Genomic DNA, 18,240 nt, shown 5'->3' on the forward strand with positions numbered 1-18,240 from the left:
GATATTTTCTTTGACATGGGGGCTTAAGCGCGGGCTTCAACTCACCCCTGCAATATTTTGTCCATCACGCGCCCCGGCAGCAGGCGCTTAAGCACCATTACTGCCCAGGTCACCAGCGTTACCGGATAGCGCATCTTCGGCTTCTCGCTAATAAAAGCATGGCGTACTTTGTCGACCACTGCTTCCGGCCCCAACGTAAAGCGAGCGGCGATGCCGGGGTTTTCGACCGGTTTATCACTTTGCGTCTGGTTGACGTTGTCGGTGAAGCGAGTACGAATGGGACCGGGTTCAATCAGGCTGACTTTAATTCCGCTGTGGCGCAGCTCCATGCGCAGCGCGTCTGACCACGCCTCCAGCGCATATTTACTGGCCGCGTAAGCGCCGCGACCCGGTGTGGAGATTAATCCCATCACCGATGAGGTCATCACAATACGCCCTTCACCGTGCGGCAACATCGCGGGTAACAGGCGCATGGTGAGCTGGTGTGCGCCGAAAAAGTTGGCGGAAAACTGCTGTTCCATCTGCGCACGGCTGATGGTGGAAAGGGGGCCATACATGCCGAATCCGGCATTGTTAAAGATCCCATACAGACAATTATCGGTCAGAGCGATCACTTCGTCGGCTGCGCGATCAACATTTTCTGGCGAATCCAGATCGATCAACACGCCGGTAAATCCCATGCTGTTCATGCGCTCAACATCATCCGGTTTCCGGCAACCTGCCAGCACATGAAAACCCTGGAGTTTTAATTCGAGCGCGCTTTCCAGGCCAATTCCACTGGAACATCCGGTAATTAAGACCGATTTTTGCATAACTTTACCTGTCAGGATCTCCGTTGCTTTATGAGTCATGATTTACTAAAGGCTGCAACTGCTTCGCCATCCAGTCGGCAATAAACGGCTGGGCGTCGCGGTTGGGATGAATACCGTCATCCTGCATCCATTGTGGCTTGAGGTAGACCTCTTCCATAAAAAAGGGCAGCAGCGGAACATCAAACTCTTTGGCGAGTTTGGGGTAAATGGCGCTAAAGGCTTCATTATAACGGCGACCATAGTTTGCAGGCAGACGTATTTGCATTAACAATGGTTCAGCGTTGGCGGCTTTGACATCCTGCAAAATCTGGCGCAGCGTTTGCTCGGTTTGTTGTGGCTGAAAACCACGCAAACCGTCATTGCCGCCCAGTTCAACCAGCACCCAGCGCGGCTGATGCTGTTTCAGCAGAGCCGGAAGGCGCGCCAGTCCTTGTTGCGAGGTGTCGCCGCTGATGCTGGCATTAACTACCGACGTTTTACTCTGCCACTTATCATTCAACAAGGCAGGCCAGGCCGCGCTGGCAGACATTCGATACCCGGCGCTCAGGCTATCACCCAGAATCAATAACGTGTCCGCTGCGGCGGCACGGAAGGTTAACAGGACCAGGAACAGGAAGGGCAAATGCCAGCGGAAAACATTGTTGAAGTTCATCATCTTAAGAAGTCCGTCGGTCAGGGGGAGCATGAACTCTCCATCCTCACCGGAGTTGAGCTGGTTGTCAAACGCGGAGAAACCATCGCGCTGGTGGGCGAGTCGGGATCGGGTAAGTCAACGTTGCTGGCGATCCTCGCCGGACTGGATGACGGCAGCAGTGGCGAAGTAAATCTGGTGGGACAACCGCTACATAATATGGACGAAGAAGCGCGGGCAAAGTTACGCGCGAAGCATGTAGGTTTTGTTTTTCAGTCATTTATGTTAATTCCTACCCTTAACGCGCTGGAAAACGTCGAGCTTCCGGCGCTGCTGCGTGGTGAGAGTAGCGCAGAAAGTCGTAACGGAGCGAAAGCGTTGCTCGAACAGTTAGGGCTGGGTAAACGTCTTGATCATCTTCCGGCACAGCTTTCCGGCGGTGAACAGCAACGTGTGGCGCTGGCGCGAGCTTTTAATGGTCGGCCTGATGTGCTGTTTGCCGACGAACCCACCGGTAACCTTGACCGCCAGACGGGCGATAAAATTGCCGACCTGCTGTTTTCCCTCAACCGTGAGCATGGCACCACGTTGATTATGGTGACTCACGACCTGCAACTGGCGGCACGCTGCGATCGCTGCTTACGACTGGTTAACGGGCAGTTGCAGGAGGAAGCATGATTGCACGTTGGTTCTGGCGCGAATGGCGCTCGCCGTCGCTGTTAATTGTCTGGCTGGCGCTAAGCCTGGCGGTGGCCTGCGTGCTGGCGCTGGGCAATATCAGCGATCGCATGGAGAAGGGCTTAAGCCAGCAAAGCCGTGAGTTTATGGCGGGCGATCGGGCGTTGCGCAGTTCGCGCGAAGTGCCGCAAGCGTGGCTGGAGGAAGCGCAAAAGCGCGGCCTGAAAGTCGGCAAGCAGCTGACTTTCGCCACCATGACATTTGCAGGCGACACACCGCAGCTGGCGAACGTCAAAGCGGTGGATGATATCTACCCGATGTATGGCGATCTGCAAACCAATCCCCCGGGCCTGAAACCGCAGGCGGGCAGCGTATTGCTGGCCCCACGCCTGATGGCACTGCTTAACCTGAAAACGGGCGACACCATTGACGTGGGCGATGCCACCTTGCGGATTGCCGGAGAAGTGATTCAGGAACCGGATTCCGGTTTTAATCCTTTCCAGATAGCCCCACGCCTGATGATGAATCTGGCGGATGTTGATAAAACCGGAGCCGTGCAGCCGGGGAGTCGGGTCACCTGGCGCTATAAATTCGGCGGCAGCGAGAACCAGCTCGACGGCTATGAGAAATGGTTGTTACCCCAGCTTAAACCCGAACAACGCTGGTACGGTCTGGAACAGGACGAAGGCGCGCTGGGGCGCTCAATGGAACGCTCGCAACAGTTCCTGCTGCTTTCGGCGCTTCTGACCTTGCTGCTGGCAGTGGCAGCGGTGGCGGTGGCGATGAATCATTACTGTCGCAGTCGCTATGATCTGGTGGCGATCCTCAAAACGCTGGGAGCAGGGCGAGCGCAATTGCGTAAGTTAATTGTCGGTCAGTGGTTGATGGTGCTGGTACTTTCAGCCGTTACCGGCGGGGCGATAGGCCTGTTGTTCGAAAACGTGTTGATGGTACTGCTCAAACCCGTGCTGCCTGCCGCACTACCGCCTGCCAGCCTCTGGCCATGGCTGTGGGCGCTTGGCACCATGACGGTCATCTCGCTGCTGGTGGGGCTACGACCGTACCGCTTGTTGCTGGCAACACAGCCTTTACGCGTATTGCGTAATGATGTGGTCGCGAACGTCTGGCCGCTGAAGTTTTATCTGCCGATTGTCAGTGTGGTGGTTGTGCTGCTGCTCGCCGGATTAATGGGCGGCAGTATGCTGCTCTGGGCGGTGCTGGCGGGCGCGGTAGTACTGGCTTTGCTGTGCGGTGTCCTGGGCTGGATGCTGCTGAATGTACTTCGCCGCATGACGCTGAAATCGCTACCTCTGCGCCTGGCGGTCAGCCGCCTGTTACGTCAGCCGTGGTCAACGTTAAGCCAGCTTTCGGCATTTTCGCTCTCCTTTATGCTGCTGGCACTGTTGCTGGTGTTGCGTGGCGATCTGCTCGACCGCTGGCAACAGCAGCTACCGCCAGAAAGCCCGAACTACTTTTTAATCAACATCGCCACAGAACAGGTTACGCCGCTAAAAGCGTTCCTCGCGGAACATCAAATAGTCCCGGAATCGTTTTATCCGGTAGTGCGGGCGCGGTTGACGGCGATTAACGATAAGCCGACAGAAGACAATGAAGATGAGGCGCTCAATCGCGAACTCAATCTCACCTGGCAAAATACGCGGCCCGATCATAATCCAATTGTCGCCGGTAACTGGCCGCCAAAAGCCGATGAAGTATCGATGGAAGAGGGGCTGGCGAAACGCTTAAACGTTGCCCTCGGCGATACCGTGACTTTTATGGGCGATACCCAGGAGTTCCGCGCTAAAGTGACCAGCCTGCGCAAAGTGGACTGGGAAAGTCTGCGGCCTAATTTCTATTTTATTTTCCCGGAAGGGGCATTAGACGGGCAACCGCAGAGCTGGCTTACCAGTTTCCGCTGGGAGAATGGCAACGGCATGTTGACGCAACTCAACCGCCAGTTCCCGACCATTAGCCTGTTAGACATTGGCGCGATTTTAAAACAGGTCGGTCAGGTGCTGGAGCAGGTAAGTCGGGCGCTGGAAGTGATGGTGGTGCTGGTCACCGCCTGCGGTATGTTGCTGTTGCTGGCACAGGTGCAGGTGGGAATGCGTCAGCGTCATCAGGAGCTGGTGGTGTGGCGCACTCTCGGTGCGGGCAAAAAACTGCTGCGCACGACATTGTGGTGTGAGTTCGCCATGCTCGGGTTTGTATCCGGCCTGGTGGCCGCAATTGGTGCGGAAACGGCACTGGCAGTGTTGCAGGCGAAAGTGTTTGATTTCCCGTGGGAGCCAGACTGGCGATTGTGGATTGTGCTACCGTGCAGCGGTGCGCTGCTGCTGTCGCTTTGCGGCGGCTGGCTGGGCGCGCGACTGGTAAAAGGGAAGGCGCTGTTCAGGCAGTTTGCGGGGTGATGACAGGTGTTAGATTGCCTGATGCGACGCTGGCGCGTCTTATCAGGCCTACAAAACTGCACTTAACCGTAGGCCGGATAAGGCGTTCACGCCGCATCCGGCATGAACAGTGTGCATTTTGGCAATAAATCTGAAACCAACTGTCATGTCGGTTTTTTTAAAGGCCGAAGGTGGTAAACCTTCGGCCTTAGCTACGTTTCCTCAGTTATTCAATAAACTGACGGATCAGTTCCAGCAGCGCGATTAGCGCCTTAAGAACGATGAGAACTTTATCGAGAAAAGTTTTCATCCGTTGCTCCCTTAAGGGAGAAAGACAATCACAGCTTACCCTTACGTTGCCTGTAACTATGATTTTCTTCATGTGCTAGATGAGGACTGCCTCTCTCCAAATTAGAGCACCAGAATCAGCACCACCTGTATCCTGACCAGGACTTAAAAGTACTTTTCCGCACTGCGGTAATCCCTTGAGGCAGTATCACTACTAGCGTCGGGATTGTATCGCCAACATAGCTGTTTGAATATGTAGGCATCCTGACTTATAATTCACTTGCTAGATGAGGACTGTTTCATTTCTGCCCGGAACCACCAAGTCTTGGGCGGAAAAAATAAAAAAACCGACTGTCATGTCGGTTTTTTTATATCTGTATTCTGGTGCAACCATTCTGTTCTCACGACAATCGCCGTTTCAGAATATCGCCCATTACCGCGACTTCACCCACTCCGCCACTTCCGCCCACTCACCGCGAAAGACAACTTTTTCCGCTTTTTTCTCAAGCTGATAGCGATACATCGGGTCGTAATATTCTTCAAGTAACGGCACCAGCCAGGCCAGATGACCGTCGGTGCTACCGGTTGCGAGTTGCGTTGTCAGCGCCGCATCCAGCCCTGCAGCCAGTTCGTTATAGCGTTGTAGCCCCAGCCGACGCTTAATCGCCGAAAGTCCGTGATGCAGGTATTCGCAATACTCCTGCCAGCCCTGTTCGTCGCCGTACGCATGGGTAAAATCATGATGCATACGCAAGAAATACTCTTCGTTCAGGCGTTCAAGACGGATCTCAAACGGATCTTCTACCACCGCAATCGCCGCCTGCGTCATGCGTTCGCGCAGGCATTCCGGCAGGTGATTCGAACCGATCATCCGGCTTTCGTCTTCCAGAACCCACAGGCGCAGCGCCTGACGGGCGTCGGTTTTTAGCATTTCGGCAGCCAGCAGGTTTTCAAAACTCGCCTGGCTAAGTTGTGGTTGTAACGTGCGACCAAACGCCGAACCGCGGTGACGCGCCAGCCCTTCCAGATCAACACCGTTCGGCTGTTGTTGCACTAACAGCGTTTTGCCGCTGCCGGTACAACCGCCAATCAGCACTATCGGTTTGTGTGACAGTTCAATAGTTGCCTGAATCGCGGCCTGGCGCAGTGCCTTATAACCGCCTTCCACTAGCGGATAATCAATCCCCGCTTCATGCAGCCAGCGTTGCACAATGTGCGAACGTTGACCGCCACGGGCGCAGCAGAGAATACCTTGCGGATTTTGCAGACACGCTGCCCGCCAGGCGTCCATGCGCAGCTGACGAATTTCACCCGCCACCAGTTTATGCCCCAGCGCCAGCGCCGCGTCAGACCCTTGTTGTTTATAGCAGGTGCCAACGGCGGCGCGTTCATCGTTATTCATTAACGGCAGGTTGATAGCGGCGGGCATTGCGCCTTGCTCAAACTCGATGGGGGCGCGAACATCAATAATGGGCGTATCAGCAATCAGCAGGGCACGATAGTCCTGTTCCGTGTGTCTCTCTTGCATAGTTAAAAGTGAACCTCAAATCAGCTTGCGCGCTATTTTACGCGCCAACGCGCAAGGAAACTTGATTTTTAACTGCGTGGGTTGCCGAAAATTTCTAAAAATCCGCTGATTTCCGGCCTGCGCTGAGTAAACAAGGTCACAATATCTTCTACCGCTTTGCCACTGCCAAATTTGCGCCATGCCAGACTCAATGGCGAAGGAGGGCGCATCGTTGGGATTACCCGGCTGACCAGTTGTTGATTATCGATCATTGACTGGCAAAGTGATTTTGGCAAAAAACCAATGCCAACGCCCGCCAGATGGGCGGCGATTTTCGTTTCCATATCGGGAACAATAATCTCTTTTTGCCCCGGCAAACGCCAGGCGACGCGCTTGGTTAAGGTGCGGGCGCTGTCTTCAATATTAACCGCCGGAAAGCGCCGTAACTGCGCTTCTGTGAGTGGCTCTTCAACGTTCGCCAGCGGGTGATCCGCCGCCATGACAAAGCGCCATTGCACCGAACCTAAGGGATCAAGGCTAAAAGTATTTGCCAGAGCTTCTGTCCCCGTGACGCCGATAGCCAGTGAAAAACCTTCGTACAATAGCGAGTCCCAGACGCCCATATAGATTTGTCGGGAGATGTGAAACTGGGTAAAGGGGTAACGTTCATTCAGCCACGCCAGCAGCTGGGCGACGGCCTGGGGGTTGTAGAGCAGGTTGTTGATGACAATATTCACCTGGCGTTCCACGCCATCATTCACCTGTTGCAGCTCGCTGGGCATACTTTCCAGCCAGCTCAGCCAGTCTCTGGCCTGAGAAAGTAGATGCTCGCCAGCCGCTGTCAACGTCACGCTGCGAGTCGTGCGGAAAAACAGCGCCACTCCGGTATTCTCTTCCAGAAGTTTAATGCGATAACTGATCGTCGCCGTGGTTTTACATAATCGTTCTGCCGCTTTTGAAAAACTTCCTGTTTCAGCAACCGCAATGAAAGTCCGCAAGGTTTCTGGATCGAACATCTTCAGGTATCCCCTTTTAAATCCGCAAGTTGCGTGATTTTCTTATCCTCTGATATATCAGTATTTTTACATGATAACCCTGTGTGATTTGTGGACTAAATTTAGTTTTGGAAAAATATTCCTACTTTTGTATTGATGTTGTTCTCTTAAGGTTTTAGATTGCCTGTTATTGAACCACATTGTCCGGTCGGCGGTGGTTGAACGGAATTATGTTACAAGGACAAAAAGATGAAACTTCAGGTATTACCGTTAAGTCAGGAAGCCTTTAGTGCTTATGGCGACGTAATCGAAACGCAGCAACGGGATTTTTTCCATATTAACAATGGCCTGGTGGAGCGTTACCACGATTTGGCGCTGGTTGAGATTCTTGAGCAAGACCGTACGCTTATCAGCATTAACCGCGCGCAACCGGCGAATCTGCCGCTGACCATTCACGAACTCGAACGTCATCCGCTGGGCACTCAGGCCTTTATCCCGATGAAAGGTGAAGTGTTTGTGGTGGTCGTGGCGTTAGGTGACGACAAACCAGACCTGTCAACGCTGCGGGCGTTTATCACCAACGGTGAACAGGGAGTGAATTATCATCGTAACGTCTGGCATCACCCACTTTTCGCCTGGCAGCGCGTCACCGATTTTCTGACCATCGATCGCGGCGGCAGTGACAACTGTGATGTTGAAAGTATTCCTGAACAGGAACTCTGTTTTGCGTGACGCCTGCAACCGACTTGCATAAGATAAACTAATTGTTCATTGTTTATGCTCACTTGTAGGTCGGAGTTAACGTAGGTATGACGGAAGTTAGACGGCGCGGCAGGCCAGGACAGGCGGAGCCTGTGGCACAAAAGGGCGCACAGGCGTTAGAGCGGGGAATTGCGATTCTGCAATATCTGGAAAAAAGTGGGGGAAGTTCGTCGGTTAGCGATATTTCTCTCAATCTGGATTTGCCGCTCTCCACGACCTTTCGCTTGCTGAAGGTTTTACAGGCAGCGGATTTTGTCTATCAGGACAGTCAGTTAGGCTGGTGGCATATAGGATTAGGTGTCTTTAACGTCGGTGCGGCGTACATCCATAACCGCGATGTCCTCTCCGTCGCTGGGCCATTTATGCGCCGCCTGATGTTACTTTCCGGCGAAACGGTCAATGTCGCGATTCGTAACGGCAATGAAGCAGTATTAATTGGTCAGTTAGAATGTAAATCGATGGTCAGGATGTGTGCGCCGCTGGGCAGTCGTCTGCCGCTGCATGCTTCCGGTGCGGGCAAAGCGCTGCTTTATCCGCTGGCGGAAGAGGAGTTGATGAGCATCATTCTGCAAACCGGTTTGCAGCAGTTTACGCCAACTACGCTTGTGGATATGCCCACCTTGCTGAAGGACCTGGAACAAGCGCGTGAACTGGGCTATACCGTAGATAAAGAAGAGCATGTTGTAGGTCTGAATTGCATAGCTTCAGCAATTTACGATGATGTAGGTAGCGTTGTTGCCGCTATCTCCATCTCCGGGCCTTCATCAAGACTGACAGAAGATCGTTTTGTCAGTCAGGGTGAGCTGGTCAGAGACACCGCCCGCGATATCAGCACGGCGTTGGGACTGAAAGCACATCCATAGTGTCTGTCGCATCCCGCTCTGCGGAGCGGGTTTTTTTGACAAAATTTGAAAGTTGGAAAATTTTTCCAATTAATAGAGGTAGGAATAAAATGGCAAAAATGAGAGCCGTTGACGCGGCAATGTATGTGCTGGAGAAAGAAGGTATCACCACCGCCTTCGGCGTTCCGGGAGCTGCAATCAATCCGTTTTACTCAGCGATGCGTAAGCACGGCGGTATTCGTCACATTCTGGCGCGTCATGTGGAAGGTGCTTCGCACATGGCGGAAGGTTATACCCGCGCAACGGCAGGGAATATCGGCGTATGTCTGGGGACTTCCGGTCCTGCGGGCACGGACATGATCACCGCGCTCTATTCCGCTTCTGCTGATTCCATTCCTATTCTGTGCATTACCGGCCAGGCACCGCGCGCCCGTCTGCATAAAGAAGATTTTCAGGCCGTAGATATTGAAGCAATTGCTAAACCGGTCAGCAAAATGGCGGTTACAGTTCGTGAAGCGGCGCTGGTGCCTCGCGTGCTGCAACAGGCATTTCACCTGATGCGTTCTGGTCGTCCGGGTCCGGTACTGGTGGATTTACCGTTCGACGTTCAGGTGGCGGAAATCGAGTTTGATCCTGACATGTACGAACCGCTGCCGGTCTATAAACCTGCTGCCAGCCGTATGCAGATTGAAAAAGCGGTCGAAATGTTAATCCAGGCTGAACGTCCGGTGATTGTTGCCGGGGGCGGGGTCATCAATGCTGACGCAGCTGCACTGTTACAACAGTTCGCTGAACTGACCAGCGTTCCGGTGATCCCAACGCTGATGGGCTGGGGCTGTATCCCGGACGACCACGAACTGATGGCCGGGATGGTGGGTCTGCAAACCGCGCATCGTTACGGTAACGCAACGTTGCTGGCGTCCGACATGGTGTTTGGTATCGGTAACCGTTTCGCCAACCGTCATACCGGTTCGGTAGAGAAATACACCGAAGGGCGCAAAATCGTCCATATCGATATTGAGCCGACGCAAATTGGCCGCGTGCTGTGCCCGGATCTGGGGATTGTCTCTGATGCTAAAGCTGCCCTGACTTTACTGGTTGAAGTGGCGCAGGAGATGCAAAAAGCGGGTCGTCTGCCGTGTCGTAAAGAATGGGTCGCCGACTGCCAGCAGCGCAAACGCACTTTGCTGCGCAAAACCCACTTCGACAATGTGCCGGTGAAACCGCAGCGCGTGTATGAAGAGATGAACAAAGCCTTTGGTCGCGATGTTTGCTATGTCACCACCATTGGTCTGTCACAAATCGCTGCGGCACAAATGCTGCATGTCTTTAAAGACCGCCACTGGATCAACTGTGGGCAGGCAGGCCCGTTGGGCTGGACCATTCCGGCGGCGCTGGGCGTGTGTGCCGCTGATCCAGAGCGCAATGTGGTGGCGATTTCCGGTGACTTCGACTTCCAGTTCCTGATTGAAGAATTAGCCGTTGGCGCGCAGTTCAACATTCCGTACATCCATGTGCTGGTGAATAACGCCTATCTGGGTCTGATTCGTCAGTCGCAACGCGCGTTTGATATGGATTACTGCGTACAGCTCGCGTTCGAAAATATTAACTCCAGCGAAGTGAACGGTTACGGCGTCGACCACGTAAAAGTAGCGGAAGGTTTAGGTTGTAAAGCTATTCGGGTCTTCAAACCGGAAGATATTGCACCGGCCTTTGAACAGGCGAAAGCCTTAATGGCGCAATATCGGGTACCGGTAGTCGTGGAAGTTATTCTCGAGCGTGTGACCAATATTTCGATGGGCAGCGAACTGGATAACGTCATGGAATTTGAAGATATCGCCGATAACGCAGCGGACGCACCGACTGAAACCTGCTTCATGCACTATGAATAAGGGAGATAAATAATGTTACGTTTCTCTGCGAATTTATCGATGTTATTTGGTGAATATGATTTTCTCGCCCGTTTTGAGAAAGCAGCGCAGTGTGGTTTTCGCGGCGTTGAATTTATGTTTCCTTATGACTACGACATTGAAGAATTAAAACAGGTGCTGGCGAGTAATAAACTCGAACATACTCTGCACAATTTACCGGCGGGTGACTGGGCGGCGGGCGAGCGCGGTATTGCTTGTATTCCTGGCCGTGAAGAAGAGTTTCGGGATGGCGTAGCAGCAGCGATTCGTTATGCTCGTGCGCTGGGTAATAAAAAAATTAACTGTCTGGTCGGTAAAACGCCGGCTGGTTTCAGCAGTGAACAGATTCACGCAACGCTTGTAGAAAACCTGCGTTATGCCGCGAATATGCTGATGAAAGAAGATATTTTATTACTGATTGAACCTATCAACCATTTTGATATTCCTGGTTTCCATCTCACCGGAACTCGGCAGGCGCTGAAACTGATTGATGATGTTGGTTGCTGCAATTTGAAAATTCAGTATGACATTTATCATATGCAGCGGATGGAAGGTGAATTAACCAACACTATGACTCAATGGGCCGATAAAATTGGTCACCTGCAAATTGCCGATAATCCGCATCGCGGCGAACCGGGAACCGGAGAAATTAATTATGAGTATCTCTTTACGGTAATTGAAAATTCTGACTACAACGGTTGGGTTGGGTGTGAATATAAACCCCAAACCACCACGGAAGCCGGTTTACGCTGGATGGATCCGTACCGTTAAAACGTAACGCTGTTCAGGCAATGCTTTTTTAGGCCGCTAAGTTGGCAGGGGATCGTGTTGTCTGAATTCAGGAAAAGCGAAATTTAAAAGAGGTTAATTATGAAACTGGGATTTATTGGCTTAGGCATTATGGGTACACCGATGGCCATTAATCTGGCGCGTGCCGGTCATCAACTGCATGTCACAACCATTGGTCCGGTTGCTGATGAATTACTGTCGCTGGGTGCCGTCAGTGTTGAAACTGCGCGCCAGGTAACGGAAGCATCGGACATCATTTTTATTATGGTGCCGGATACGCCACAGGTTGAAGAAGTTCTGTTTGGTGAAAATGGTTGTGCAAAAACGTCGCTCCAGGGCAAAACCATTGTTGATATGAGCTCCATTTCCCCGATCGAAACTAAACGTTTCGCTCGTCAGGTGAATGAACTGGGCGGCGATTATCTCGATGCGCCCGTCTCCGGCGGTGAAATCGGCGCGCGTGAAGGGACGTTGTCGATTATGGTTGGCGGCGACGAAGCGGTATTTGAACGTGTTAAACCGCTGTTTGAATTGCTCGGTAAAAATATCACCCTCGTGGGCGGTAACGGCGACGGCCAGACCTGCAAAGTGGCAAATCAGATTATCGTGGCGCTCAATATTGAAGCGGTTTCTGAAGCCCTGCTGTTTGCTTCAAAAGCCGGAGCGGATCCGGTACGGGTGCGGCAGGCGCTGATGGGCGGCTTTGCTTCCTCACGTATTCTGGAAGTTCACGGTGAGCGCATGATTAAACGCACCTTTAATCCAGGTTTTAAAATTGCGCTGCACCAGAAAGATCTCAACCTGGCACTGCAAAGTGCGAAAGCACTGGCGCTGAACCTGCCAAACACCGCGACCTGCCAGGAGTTATTTAATACCTGTGCGGCAAACGGTGGCAGCCAGTTGGATCACTCTGCGTTAGTGCAGGCGCTGGAATTAATGGCTAACCATAAACTGGCCTGATACCCGCAATAAAAATGGCCGATATCAGAAAATGAATCGGCCAGCAATATTAAAAAAAGAAAGCAGCCAAAGATGTTGCTTCAGTATTAAAAATAATATTTTTATTTTATTTGTTCCTCATAGCTAGATTAAAAAGACGTTATTCGATACGTGAAATTAAGAGGGATTTATGGAACATCAGAGAAAACTATTCCAGCAACGCGGCTATAGCGAAGATCTATTGCCGAAAACGCAAAGCCAGCGGACCTGGAAAACATTTAACTATTTTACCTTATGGATGGGTTCGGTTCATAACGTTCCCAATTATGTGATGGTCGGCGGCTTTTTTATTCTCGGCTTGTCTACCTTTAGTATTATGCTGGCAATTATCCTCAGCGCCTTTTTCATTGCCGCGGTAATGGTATTAAACGGTGCTGCGGGCAGTAAATACGGCGTACCATTTGCCATGATCCTGCGTGCTTCTTATGGCGTACGTGGTGCACTGTTTCCCGGATTATTAAGAGGCGGGATTGCTGCCATTATGTGGTTTGGCCTGCAATGTTACGCAGGATCGCTGGCCTGCTTGATCCTGATTGGCAAAATCTGGCCGGGATTTTTAACTCTCGGTGGTGATTTTACCCTGTTAGGGCTTTCTCTACCGGGCTTAATCACTTTCTTACTCTTCTGGCTGGTGAACGTCGGAATCGGTTTCGGTGGTGGCAAAGTTTTAAATAAATTCACCGCCATTCTTAACCCGTGTATCTATGTTGTCTTCGGCGGTATGGCGATTTGGGCGATTTCGCTGGTCGGGATCGGTCCAATCTTTGACTACATTCCGAGCGGTATTCAGAAAGCAGAAAACGGTGGCTTCCTGTTCCTGGTGGTGATTAACGCGGTAGTTGCGGTCTGGGCGGCACCGGCGGTGAGCGCATCCGACTTTACGCAAAACGCCCACTCGTTTCGTGAGCAGGCGCTGGGGCAAACGCTGGGTTTAGTTGTGGCCTATATTCTGTTTGCGGTCGCCGGGGTATGTATTATTGCCGGAGCCAGTATTCACTACGGCGCTGACACCTGGAACGTGCTGGATATTGTTCAGCGTTGGGATAGCCTGTTTGCCTCGTTCTTTGCGGTACTGGTTATTCTGATGACGACTATCTCCACTAACGCCACCGGTAATATTATTCCGGCTGGTTATCAGATAGCCGCTATTGCACCGACGAAACTGACCTATAAAAACGGCGTACTGATTGCCAGTATTATCAGTTTGCTGATCTGTCCGTGGAAATTAATGGAAAATCAGGACAGCATTTATCTGTTCCTCGATATTATCGGCGGAATGCTGGGTCCAGTAATTGGTGTGATGATGGCGCATTATTTTGTGGTGATGCGCGGACAAATTAATCTTGATGAACTGTATACCGCAGCAGGGGATTTCAAATATTACGATAACGGCTTTAACCTTACCGCGTTCTCAGTAACTTTGGTCGCCGTTATTTTATCTCTCGGTGGTAAATTTATTCCGTTCATGGAGCCTTTATCACGCGTTTCATGGTTTGTCGGCGTTATTGTCGCCTTTGCGGCCTACGCCTTATTAAAGAAACGTACTGCAGCAGAAAAAACAGGAGAACAAAAAGTCACAGGTTAATTAATCCCGATATTGAACATTGAGTTAAAAATCCAATCTGTATTTTACAAGGAGTTTGTTATGTCTTTTGATTTAATCATTAAAAACGGCACCGTTATTTTAGAAAACGAAGCTCGCGTTGTAGATATCGCCGTTAAAGGCGGAAAAATTGCTGCTATCGGTCAGGATCTGGGCGATGCAATAGAAGTTATGGATGCGTCTGGTCTGGTGGTTTCGCCAGGCATGGTTGATGCGCACACCCATATTTCTGAACCGGGTCGTAGCCACTGGGAAGGTTATGAAACGGGTACTCGCGCAGCGGCAAAAGGTGGTATCACCACCATGATCGAAATGCCGCTCAACCAGCTGCCTGCAACGGTTGACCGCGCATCGATTGAACTGAAGTTTGATGCCGCTAAAGGCAAGCTGACTATCGATGCGGCGCAACTCGGTGGCCTGGTGTCTTACAACATCGACCGTCTGCATGAGCTGGATGAAGTGGGCGTTGTCGGCTTCAAATGCTTCGTTGCAACCTGTGGCGATCGCGGTATCGACAACGACTTCCGTGACGTAAACGACTGGCAGTTTTTCAAAGGCGCACAGAAGCTGGGCGAACTGGGTCAGCCAGTGCTGGTGCACTGCGAAAATGCGCTGATCTGTGACGAACTGGGCGAAGAAGCGAAGCGCGAAGGTCGCGTAACCGCTCATGACTATGTGGCTTCGCGTCCGGTGTTTACCGAAGTGGAAGCGATTCGCCGCGTACTGTACCTGGCGAAAGTCGCCGGTTGCCGTCTGCACGTTTGCCACATCAGCAGCCCGGAAGGTGTTGAAGAGGTGACTCGTGCGCGTCAGGAAGGCCAGGACGTTACCTGTGAATCCTGCCCGCATTACTTTGTACTGGATACCGATCAGTTCGAAGAAATCGGTACTCTGGCGAAGTGTTCACCACCGATCCGCGATCTGGAAAACCAGAAAGGCATGTGGGAAAAACTGTTTAACGGTGAAATCGACTGCCTGGTTTCCGACCACTCTCCATGCCCACCGGAAATGAAAGCAGGCAACATCATGAAAGCATGGGGCGGTATCGCCGGTCTGCAAAGCTGCATGGACGTGATGTTCGATGAAGCGGTACAGAAACGCGGTATGTCTCTGCCGATGTTCGGCAAATTAATGGCGACTAACGCAGCAGATATTTTCGGTCTGCAGCAAAAAGGCCGTATCGCCCCAGGAAAAGATGCCGACTTCGTCTTCATTCAGCCGAATAGCAGCTATGTTCTTACCAATGACGATCTGGAATATCGCCACAAAGTCAGCCCGTATGTTGGCCGTACCATTGGCGCGCGTATCACGAAAACCCTCTTACGTGGTGATGTGATTTACGACATCGAACAGGGTTTCCCTGTTGCGCCGAAAGGTCAATTTATCCTTAAACATCAGCAGTAATCTGGCCCCTGCAATGCCCGTCCTTGCGGCGGGCATTCTCCGGTTAAGGTGTGTTTATGTTCAATTTTGCAGTGAGCCGTGAAAGCCTGTTATCAGGATTTCAGTGGTTTTTCTTTATTTTTTGTAACACGGTTGTGGTTCCTCCTACGCTACTTTCGGCTTTTCAGTTGCCGCAAAGTAGCCTGCTTACGCTCACGCAATATGCTTTTCTTGCTACCGCGCTGGCCTGTTTCGCTCAGGCGTTCTGCGGCCATCGTCGCGCTATTATGGAAGGTCCGGGCGGCCTGTGGTGGGGAACCATCCTTACTATCACCCTTGGCGAAGCATCGCGCGGGACCCCGATCAACGATATCGCTACCAGTCTGGCGGTGGGAATTGCGCTCTCTGGCGTGCTGACGATGTTGATTGGTTTTAGCGGATTAGATCATCGCCTGGCGCGGTTATTTACGCCGTCTGTGATGGTCTTGTTTATGTTGATGCTGGGCGCGCAGCTGACCACTATCTTTTTCAAAGGTATGCTCGGCCTGCCGTTTGGCATAGCCGACCCGAATTTTAAAATTCAGTTACCGCCGTTCGCGCTCTCGGTGGCGGTGATGTGCCTGGTACTGGCGATGATTATCTTCCTGCCGCAACGTTTTGCCCGTTACGGCTTACTGGTTGGTACGATAACCGGCTGGTTGTTGTGGTACTTTTGCTTTCCTTCTTCGCATTCGCTCTCCGGTGAGTTGCACTGGCAGTGGTTCCCGCTCGGCAGTGGCGGTGCTTTGTCGCCGGGGATTATTCTGACGGCGGTGATTACAGGTCTGGTAAATATCAGCAATACCTACGGTGCGATTCGTGGCACGGATGTTTTTTATCCGCAACAGGGCGCGGGGAATACGCGTTATCGTCGCAGCTTTGTGGCGACCGGATTTATGACGCTGATAACCGTGCCGCTGGCGGTAATTCCATTTTCACCGTTTGTTTCATCCATTGGTTTATTAACCCAGACTGGCGATTACACGCGGCGTTCGTTTATTTATGGCAGCGTTATTTGCCTGCTGGTGGCACTGGTTCCGGCACTCACGCGACTGTTTTGCAGTATCCCCTTACCAGTCAGTAGCGCGGTCATGCTGGTTTCTTATCTGCCTTTACTCTTTTCCGCGCTGGTGTTTAGCCAGCAAATCACGTTTACCGCTCGCAATATTTATCGACTCGCATTGCCGTTATTTGTCGGCATATTTTTAATGGCATTACCGCCTGTGTATCTGCAAGACCTTCCATTAACGCTTCGTCCTCTGCTCAGTAACGGCTTACTGGTCGGAATTTTACTGGCTGTTCTTATGGATAATCTTATTCCGTGGGAACGCATCGAATAATTTGTTGAAAAAGGATTGATAATGAAAATTGTCATTGCACCAGACTCGTTTAAAGAGAGCTTAAGTGCAGAAAAATGTTGTCAGGCAATTAAAGCCGGGTTTTCGACCCTCTTTCCCGATGCGCACTATATCTGTCTGCCGATAGCGGATGGCGGCGAAGGGACGGTGGAGGCGATGGTCGCCGCGACGGGCGGCAAAATCGTGACGCTTGAAGTCTGTGGGCCGATGGGGGAAACAGTGAATGCTTTTTATGGCCTTACCGGCGACGGGAAAACGGCGGTGATTGAGATGGCGGCGGCAAGTGGCCTGATGCTGGTCGAGCCTGAAAAGCGTAATCCGTTGCTGGCCTCCAGTTTTGGTACGGGGGAGTTAATTCGCCATGCGCTGGATAACGATATTCGCCATATTATTCTCGGCATTGGTGGTAGCGCGACGGTCGACGGCGGTATGGGCATGGCGCAGGCGCTCGGTGTGCGTTTTCTCGATGCCGACGGTCAGGTGCTGGTGGCTAACGGCGGCAATTTAGCGCGCGTGGCAAGCATTGAGATGGAGGAGTGCGATCCGCGCCTGGCGAACTGCCATATTGAAGTAGCGTGCGATGTAGATAATCCGTTGGTAGGGGCACGCGGCGCGGCGGCGGTGTTTGGCCCGCAAAAAGGGGCAACGCCAGAAATGGTCGAAGAGCTGGAACAGGGGCTGCAAAATTACGCCCGTGTTTTACAACAGCTAACTGAAATCAACGTCTGCCAGATGGCGGGCGGCGGCGCGGCCGGAGGCATGGGAATTGCCGCAGCGGTATTCCTCAATGCGGATATTAAACCGGGTATTGAGATTGTGTTGAATGCGGTCAATCTTGCGCAGGCGGTGCAGGGTGCAGCACTGGTGATCACCGGGGAAGGGCGCATCGACTCGCAAACGGCAGGCGGTAAAGCGCCGCTGGGTGTGGCATCGGTGGCGAAGCAGTTTAATGTCCCGGTGATTGGGATTGCTGGCGTATTGGGTGATGGCGTGGAAGTGGTGCACCAGTACGGCATTGACGCGGTATTCAGCATTTTGCCACGTCTGGCACCTTTAGCCGAAGTGCTCGCCAGCGGTGAAACCAATCTCTTCAACAGTGCGCGAAATATTGCCTGCGCCATTAAAATAGGTCAGGGAATTAAAAACTGACTCTTACCTTTAAAGCGGATGCGATTTATATCGCATCTTTTTTTACCTGAATTGACTACAAAAAAGCCACGGTATAAACCGTGGCAAAATCCAACATAGCTAAAA

16 protein-coding genes are annotated in these 18,240 nt (G+C 52.0%); 11 read left to right on the forward strand and 5 right to left on the reverse strand.

What is annotated here, in order from left to right:
- Positions 1–41: 41 nt before the first annotated feature.
- Positions 42–851, reverse strand: coding sequence for an NADP(+)-dependent aldehyde reductase (gene ybbO, locus ATB02_RS17600; RefSeq protein WP_105271979.1), 810 nt, complete (start codon positions 849–851; stop codon positions 42–44).
- Positions 841–1,464, reverse strand: coding sequence for a multifunctional acyl-CoA thioesterase I/protease I/lysophospholipase L1 (gene tesA, locus ATB02_RS17605; protein WP_001295836.1), 624 nt, complete (start codon positions 1,462–1,464; stop codon positions 841–843). The genes ybbO and tesA overlap by 11 nt, the downstream gene beginning before the upstream one ends.
- Here tesA and ybbA point away from each other — a divergent pair.
- Positions 1,435–2,121: a putative ABC transporter ATP-binding protein YbbA gene (ybbA, locus tag ATB02_RS17610; protein WP_032237096.1), complete on the forward strand. Its 687-nt coding sequence runs from the start codon at positions 1,435–1,437 to the stop codon at positions 2,119–2,121. The two genes, tesA and ybbA, sit on opposite strands and share 30 nt — an antisense overlap.
- Positions 2,118–4,532 (forward strand): putative ABC transporter permease subunit YbbP, encoded by a 2,415-nt coding sequence (gene ybbP, locus ATB02_RS17615; RefSeq protein WP_105271980.1) that lies wholly within the window; start codon positions 2,118–2,120, stop codon positions 4,530–4,532. Before ybbA ends, ybbP begins: the two co-directional genes overlap by 4 nt.
- A gap of 205 nt (positions 4,533–4,737) precedes the next feature.
- Here the strand turns inward: ybbP and dinQ are convergent, their stop codons facing one another.
- The 3 genes from dinQ to allS form a co-directional block, all read right to left on the reverse strand.
- Positions 4,738–4,893, reverse strand: a complete 156-nt coding sequence (dinQ, locus tag ATB02_RS27090; RefSeq protein ID WP_001308457.1) for a damage-inducible type I toxin DinQ — start codon at positions 4,891–4,893, stop codon at positions 4,738–4,740.
- A gap of 339 nt (positions 4,894–5,232) precedes the next feature.
- Positions 5,233–6,327, reverse strand: coding sequence for a tRNA 2-selenouridine(34) synthase MnmH (gene mnmH / locus ATB02_RS17620; RefSeq protein WP_105271981.1), 1,095 nt, complete (start codon positions 6,325–6,327; stop codon positions 5,233–5,235).
- A 68-nt stretch (positions 6,328–6,395) separates the two neighbouring features.
- Positions 6,396–7,322 carry an HTH-type transcriptional activator AllS gene (gene allS / locus ATB02_RS17625; protein ID WP_000460145.1) on the reverse strand — a complete coding sequence of 309 codons (927 nt, stop codon included), beginning with the start codon at positions 7,320–7,322 and terminating at the stop codon, positions 6,396–6,398.
- A gap of 228 nt (positions 7,323–7,550) precedes the next feature.
- Here allS and allA point away from each other — a divergent pair, with 228 nt between their 5' ends.
- The 9 genes from allA to glxK all read left to right on the forward strand — a co-directional run bounded on the left by allA (position 7,551) and on the right by glxK (position 18,135).
- Complete coding sequence (gene allA, locus ATB02_RS17630; protein ID WP_000776388.1) at positions 7,551–8,033, forward strand: ureidoglycolate lyase; 483 nt, start codon at positions 7,551–7,553, stop codon at positions 8,031–8,033.
- A 77-nt stretch (positions 8,034–8,110) separates the two neighbouring features.
- Positions 8,111–8,926, forward strand: a complete 816-nt coding sequence (allR, locus tag ATB02_RS17635) for an HTH-type transcriptional repressor AllR (protein ID WP_000141275.1) — start codon at positions 8,111–8,113, stop codon at positions 8,924–8,926.
- An 89-nt stretch (positions 8,927–9,015) separates the two neighbouring features.
- A complete protein-coding gene (gene gcl / locus ATB02_RS17640; protein ID WP_001342079.1) occupies positions 9,016–10,797 on the forward strand; it encodes a glyoxylate carboligase in 1,782 nt (593 codons plus the stop codon).
- A gap of 12 nt (positions 10,798–10,809) precedes the next feature.
- Positions 10,810–11,586, forward strand: a complete 777-nt coding sequence (hyi, locus tag ATB02_RS17645) for a hydroxypyruvate isomerase (protein ID WP_000943560.1) — start codon at positions 10,810–10,812, stop codon at positions 11,584–11,586.
- Between the two features lie 99 nt (positions 11,587–11,685).
- Complete coding sequence (glxR, locus tag ATB02_RS17650; RefSeq protein ID WP_105271982.1) at positions 11,686–12,564, forward strand: 2-hydroxy-3-oxopropionate reductase; 879 nt, start codon at positions 11,686–11,688, stop codon at positions 12,562–12,564.
- Positions 12,565–12,733: 169 nt separating this feature from the next.
- Complete coding sequence (locus ATB02_RS17655; protein WP_000401151.1) at positions 12,734–14,188, forward strand: allantoin transporter; 1,455 nt, start codon at positions 12,734–12,736, stop codon at positions 14,186–14,188.
- Between the two features lie 60 nt (positions 14,189–14,248).
- Positions 14,249–15,610, forward strand: coding sequence for an allantoinase AllB (gene allB / locus ATB02_RS17660; RefSeq protein ID WP_088541939.1), 1,362 nt, complete (start codon positions 14,249–14,251; stop codon positions 15,608–15,610).
- A gap of 56 nt (positions 15,611–15,666) precedes the next feature.
- A complete protein-coding gene (locus tag ATB02_RS17665; protein WP_105271983.1) occupies positions 15,667–16,968 on the forward strand; it encodes a uracil/xanthine transporter in 1,302 nt (433 codons plus the stop codon).
- Between the two features lie 21 nt (positions 16,969–16,989).
- The gene (gene glxK / locus ATB02_RS17670; protein ID WP_105271984.1) at positions 16,990–18,135 is read left to right on the forward strand and encodes a glycerate 3-kinase; all 1,146 of its coding nucleotides are present in this window, start codon (positions 16,990–16,992) and stop codon (positions 18,133–18,135) included.
- Positions 18,136–18,240 lie beyond the last annotated feature (105 nt).

Source organism: Escherichia sp. MOD1-EC5189, from assembly GCF_002966045.1.
GTDB lineage: Bacteria > Pseudomonadota > Gammaproteobacteria > Enterobacterales > Enterobacteriaceae > Escherichia > Escherichia coli_F.

What these genes read in the sequence shown, in the direction of transcription:
- ybbO (WP_105271979.1), bottom strand. Translation starts at nt 851, where the DNA reads ATGACTCATAAAGCAACGGAGATCCTGACAGGTAAAGTTATGCAAAAA.
- ybbA (WP_032237096.1), top strand. Translation starts at nt 1,435, where the DNA reads ATGCCAGCGGAAAACATTGTTGAAGTTCATCATCTTAAGAAGTCCGTC.
- tesA (WP_001295836.1), bottom strand. Translation starts at nt 1,464, where the DNA reads ATGAACTTCAACAATGTTTTCCGCTGGCATTTGCCCTTCCTGTTCCTG.
- ybbP (WP_105271980.1), top strand. Translation starts at nt 2,118, where the DNA reads ATGATTGCACGTTGGTTCTGGCGCGAATGGCGCTCGCCGTCGCTGTTA.
- dinQ (WP_001308457.1), bottom strand. Translation starts at nt 4,893, where the DNA reads ATGAAGAAAATCATAGTTACAGGCAACGTAAGGGTAAGCTGTGATTGT.
- mnmH (WP_105271981.1), bottom strand. Translation starts at nt 6,327, where the DNA reads ATGCAAGAGAGACACACGGAACAGGACTATCGTGCCCTGCTGATTGCT.
- allS (WP_000460145.1), bottom strand. Translation starts at nt 7,322, where the DNA reads ATGTTCGATCCAGAAACCTTGCGGACTTTCATTGCGGTTGCTGAAACA.
- allA (WP_000776388.1), top strand. Translation starts at nt 7,551, where the DNA reads ATGAAACTTCAGGTATTACCGTTAAGTCAGGAAGCCTTTAGTGCTTAT.
- allR (WP_000141275.1), top strand. Translation starts at nt 8,111, where the DNA reads ATGACGGAAGTTAGACGGCGCGGCAGGCCAGGACAGGCGGAGCCTGTG.
- gcl (WP_001342079.1), top strand. Translation starts at nt 9,016, where the DNA reads ATGGCAAAAATGAGAGCCGTTGACGCGGCAATGTATGTGCTGGAGAAA.
- hyi (WP_000943560.1), top strand. Translation starts at nt 10,810, where the DNA reads ATGTTACGTTTCTCTGCGAATTTATCGATGTTATTTGGTGAATATGAT.
- glxR (WP_105271982.1), top strand. Translation starts at nt 11,686, where the DNA reads ATGAAACTGGGATTTATTGGCTTAGGCATTATGGGTACACCGATGGCC.
- ATB02_RS17655 (WP_000401151.1), top strand. Translation starts at nt 12,734, where the DNA reads ATGGAACATCAGAGAAAACTATTCCAGCAACGCGGCTATAGCGAAGAT.
- allB (WP_088541939.1), top strand. Translation starts at nt 14,249, where the DNA reads ATGTCTTTTGATTTAATCATTAAAAACGGCACCGTTATTTTAGAAAAC.
- ATB02_RS17665 (WP_105271983.1), top strand. Translation starts at nt 15,667, where the DNA reads ATGTTCAATTTTGCAGTGAGCCGTGAAAGCCTGTTATCAGGATTTCAG.
- glxK (WP_105271984.1), top strand. Translation starts at nt 16,990, where the DNA reads ATGAAAATTGTCATTGCACCAGACTCGTTTAAAGAGAGCTTAAGTGCA.